6 protein-coding genes and 1 pseudogene are annotated in these 4,282 nt (G+C 56.0%); 4 read left to right on the plus strand and 3 right to left on the minus strand.

Annotation, left to right across the window (positions count from 1 at the left end):
* Positions 1-207: transposase (locus U4Z64_RS37050; RefSeq protein ID WP_321822450.1), on the minus strand; the 207-nt coding region annotated here is incomplete at its 3' end.
* A gap of 62 nt (positions 208-269) precedes the next feature.
* Between U4Z64_RS37050 and U4Z64_RS37055 the strand changes: the two are divergent.
* Positions 270-668: pseudogene (locus tag U4Z64_RS37055) on the plus strand (plasmid pRiA4b ORF-3 family protein); the annotation flags it as partial.
* 558 nt (positions 669-1,226) lie between these two features.
* On the opposite strand, the gene U4Z64_RS37060 reads toward U4Z64_RS37055, so the two are convergent.
* Positions 1,227-2,375 carry a YbfB/YjiJ family MFS transporter gene (locus U4Z64_RS37060; protein WP_321822662.1) on the minus strand — a complete coding sequence of 383 codons (1,149 nt, stop codon included), beginning with the start codon at positions 2,373-2,375 and terminating at the stop codon, positions 1,227-1,229.
* Between the two features lie 695 nt (positions 2,376-3,070).
* Here U4Z64_RS37060 and tnpA point away from each other — a divergent pair.
* Both tnpA and tnpB read left to right on the plus strand, forming a co-directional pair.
* Positions 3,071-3,475 carry an IS66-like element accessory protein TnpA gene (gene tnpA, locus U4Z64_RS37065; protein WP_321822663.1) on the plus strand — a complete coding sequence of 135 codons (405 nt, stop codon included), beginning with the start codon at positions 3,071-3,073 and terminating at the stop codon, positions 3,473-3,475.
* Positions 3,472-3,777, plus strand: coding sequence for an IS66 family insertion sequence element accessory protein TnpB (gene tnpB / locus U4Z64_RS37070; protein ID WP_321822664.1), 306 nt, complete (start codon positions 3,472-3,474; stop codon positions 3,775-3,777). Before tnpA ends, tnpB begins: the two co-directional genes overlap by 4 nt.
* A 151-nt stretch (positions 3,778-3,928) precedes the next feature.
* Here the strand turns inward: tnpB and U4Z64_RS37715 are convergent, their stop codons facing one another.
* Positions 3,929-4,069 carry a hypothetical protein gene (locus U4Z64_RS37715; RefSeq protein WP_415750630.1) on the minus strand — a complete coding sequence of 47 codons (141 nt, stop codon included), beginning with the start codon at positions 4,067-4,069 and terminating at the stop codon, positions 3,929-3,931.
* Between the two features lie 85 nt (positions 4,070-4,154).
* Here U4Z64_RS37715 and U4Z64_RS37720 point away from each other — a divergent pair.
* Positions 4,155-4,282 (plus strand): IS66 family transposase zinc-finger binding domain-containing protein (locus tag U4Z64_RS37720; RefSeq protein ID WP_415750631.1); only part of this gene is annotated, 128 nt, incomplete at its 3' end.

Genomic DNA, 4,282 nt, shown 5'->3' on the forward strand with positions numbered 1-4,282 from the left:
CAGCAGACGCTTGAGCTTGCTGTTCTCCTGCTCCAGTTCCTTCAGGCGCTGCGCTTCGGATACCGTCATCCCGCCGAACTTCGCTTTCCAGTTGTAGTAGGTCGCTTCCGAGATGCCGTACTTGCGGCACAGCTCCGCCGGCTTCAGGCCAGCCTCGGCTTCCTTCAAGATACCGATGATTTGCTCTTCGGTGAATCGCTTTTTCATTGCCGTTCCTCTCTGGAACGGACTCTACACCGTCACCGTACTAAACGCGGGGGGCAGGTCACGATGACATGCTGGACTTCGCTGATCCGGGCACGACCGCCGATGACCGCAAGGTTCGACTGCAGAAGGTCCTGAAACCTGGCTCACGCTTCCTCTACCGGTACGACTTCGGGGACGGGTGGGATCACGCCATCGTCGTTGAGAAAGTTGAAACCGTTGAGAGCGAACCGTGGGGCGCGGCCCAGGTCATCGATGGTGCTCGCGCGTGCCCGCCAGAAGATGTGGGCGGCCCGCCTGGCTACGATGCGTTCCTGAACACGCTATCTAACGATCCGAATAGCGAAGAGGCAGAACATTACCGAAACTGGGTTGGCCCCGGCTTCGATGCCGAACGGTTCGATCTGCGTGCTGCCAATGCCACGCTGCTATGCATGGCATCCAATCGTTGGGGAAACCGGTAACTCACGCCGTCAAGACGGTATCGGCTCCACGCTTACCCTTCAAGCGTAGTTGCAGTTGTTCTTAGGTATAGAAGTCGACAGCCCCGGCCTCAGCTCACCCGCCGACCTTCACGCCTGAGCAGCAAGTGAATGTGCCGGTAGTAGGGGTATGCGCCAATTCCGGGATGCTATGGCGTACGCCATCCGCGGATCTTTGACGCGCTGAAGTAGTTTGTACTGCACGCCTGCTTGACCAACCGGCACGCCCATTGCGTGTTGAGGCTGTAGTGACCCATCATGTAGCCCACGCATTGCCTCTTCATCACGGGCGCGGCCAATTCTTTGTGGCGCTTTCCTGCAGGATCGCATTGTCCACGCTCAGCTCTGCCACAAGCTCTTAGAGCCAGCGCATCCTTGTCGTGCAACTGCTTGAGAGTTCGCGGACCAAGTTCGGTCCCAGGCCCGCGTACTATTTCTTTCAGTGGCAATACGTTTGCTCAGAAATCTCCAACCGCCGGTCCAAATTAAAGTAATTCATACACACAAATTATCAACAAAATTTTCTACGCACAAACCAACTCACTTTGCATAGCACCTCCGCGATTCGACCACTGGCCACTTCAATTCCATAAAGAAATACAAAACCGCACCCATGGCCAGTACCGCACCCGCAATCTCTAGCGAGAAATCAAAACCAATTCTTCGATCAGGGGTGAATCTGAGAATCTCGGTTACAAGAGATGGCCCTGAGATCTGACCTATCCCATATAGCGCCGTCAGAATCCCCATATAACGCGCAGCATGCATCGGACGGAGGCGCCTGACCTCCTGCATGCTGAAGTAGTTGATTGCAGTGAACGGAATGCCAGCTAGGATACTGCCGATCAAGAAACCTGGCACAGTTGGCCAGAACACGGCCGCCACCACGCCAACGGCCTGAAGCAAATGGCATGCAATCAACATGCGACGAACCACCGAAGCGCTATGTGTTGCAGCCGCAATGATCGAACCCAATGCAGCAGCCATCCCAAAAACTGGCCAAAAGAGATCAAGCCAGTGAGACGATGGCAATGACGTTCGCGCGATAACCGGAAGAAACGTTGCAGTAATAATATAGCCAAAACCTGCAAATCCGTATGCCAAAGAGAAAATCACCATTTCAGCGTTACTTCCAGATGCACCCCTTATATCCTCGTGATGCACTGGACCAAGCAGAGCTGCCTCGTGAGAAGGGTGAAAGAAACGCCAAATCGAAGTCAGCAATATCGCACCAACCATGGAAAATCCCGCCCAAGCTGCAGCGGAACCCCAATCTGCTCCGATCATTGCACTTGCAATCAACCCTGAAAGTGCAATCCCGAGACCAACTCCAGCGAACATGAGGCTGCCTAGAGCGGGCTTTCCTAAACCCGCGAGTATCATCAGGCACCAGCGCGACGTATGTACGAGAACAACCGCGCTCGCGACGCCCGACAGAAATCTCAGCAGCAGCCATACCAATTTGCTGGGAACAATCATCCCGGCAGTGAGCCCAACAACGACGACAAGCCCCCACCGGACAATTGTGGCGCTAGACCACCCTCTTGGTAGCCATATGCATAGCATCGCACCAGCGAGATAGCCAATATAGTTCGCCATAGCCAAATGCCCGCCAAATCTGAGATCCACCATGCCATCCGAGATCATTACCGGCAGAAGCGATGTAAACACAAACCGGCCAATCCCCATCGCGATTGCGAGCGACACTGCACTGGCTATAATAGCGGCGATGTGCTGGATAGGAGCGTCCGGACGAAATCGTCCACCTCGATTGGGCATAGGCTTGGTTTCAGTCGAAACACACATAATCTCACCTCGGCTGAATGACGCCCTGCAATCTTGTGCAGAAAGCAGCAGACCGTGGACCGACCAAGGCAACCAAACTTTCCCCAGCGCCCTTGAGCGGCCTCGAACTATTTGGCGGCCATGTCCATCGAATCGCGCGCTCACCGTCTCCTGCGCGCGTTATGTTTGCCGCCCCACGGCTTGGCTGGCGGCTCACTCGATTTCCAACGGTCTTCTACTACGTGCTGCGGCAATCGTAGTTTCCATGGCAGCGCTACAGCAACGCGCCTGCATAGCGCGGCAGAAGATAAGCCGTAGCAGACAGGGATCACCCAAACACTCTATTTAACGCTTGAATGATCGCCTCTTGGGACTGGCCTGTCAAGACCACATTCCTTATAAAATGAAAGGTTTTTGAGATATCCCTGCGCGACGTACTCCAGTGTAATTTCCGGTGGATCATGCAGCTACGTCCGCGCAGTACAACGTCCCCGCTAGGACGACGCGTGATCGGAATACGTAGATTTGCTCGCAAGCGCGTCCCCAGCACCGTCTCGACAAAATGAAACGAAGTTGCCAGAGTAGTCCCCACCAAAGTAGTGGGGACCAAAGTCGCCACAGACGCACCGAAGAGAACTTCACGCAAAGACATCCCGAATCATCCGATCGAATTTCGACGGCATCTGGAGAAGCTGGTCAGTGAGCCGGGCGTATCGGTGGCGCGCTTGGCGATGGATCATGGGGTGAATCCGAATCTGGTAACCAATTGGCGCAGAGCGTTGCGTACCGGCGAATACGATCCGGTATGTTTACTGCCGGTGACAGTGGAAGCGCGGGCACAAGAAACCGAGCAGCCGGCCCCGGCGCCAACCGCCAGTACCGCTCCGGCAAGCGTCATCGAAATCATCGTAGGCAACACCCGCGTGCGCATCGAAGGCTCGCCCCATGAAGCTACGCTGTTGTTGGCGCTCCGCATGTTGCGCGGCACGGGACCGACGACATGATCGGGCTACCCAGCCGCACGAAGATCTGGCTGGCAGCCGGCGTGACCGATAGGCGCTCGGGCTTCAACAGCCTGGCCGCTAAGGTTCAGACGGTACTGGAGCAAGATCCCTTTAGCGGTCACGTGTTCGTGTTCCACGGAAAGTGTGGCGATCTGGTCAAAGTGTTGTGGTGGAGCGGCGATCGCATGCGCTTGCTGATGAAGCGACTGGAGCGCGGCCGATTCGTGTGGCGATGTGCACAGCTATCGATGCTGCTCGAAGGCATCGAGAAGGCATCGACTCGCAGCAGCCCGTCCGTATGACGGAGCCGACCTCGGCGTTGTAAACCTCCCTCCTGCCGCGTAGACTGCCGACATGACCACGGCAAACGCCTATCCGGACAATATTGAAGCGCTCAAGACTATGCTACTTGAGCGCGATACGCGAATTGGCAATCTGGAAGATGTGGTCGAATCACGCAAGGCTCCAAACGCCATCGTCAAGGCCGGGATCGAGCAGTTCGAGTTGCGACTGGAAGAGTTCGAGGCCATTGAAGGCGCCGCACTCATCAAGATTCCGAAGACGCCAAGCATCGTACTGGAACAGGCGCCACATAAGCCACTTCCGGAGCATCTGCAACGCGAGATCCAGACCTACTGGCCGAAATCGGGGAAACCTGTACGGGCCATGTGGCGGACTGATGAAACAGCTCAGCGAGAACATCTCCGAACAACTCGAATACGTACCAGCCAGCTTCCGCGTGATCCTCCATGCGCGCCCGAAACTCGCGTGCATGTGCTGCGACCATATCGCACAAGCTGCTGCGCC

The organism is Burkholderia sp. BCC1996 (genome assembly GCF_905339955.1).
In the GTDB taxonomy this organism is placed as follows: Bacteria; Pseudomonadota; Gammaproteobacteria; order Burkholderiales; family Burkholderiaceae; genus Burkholderia.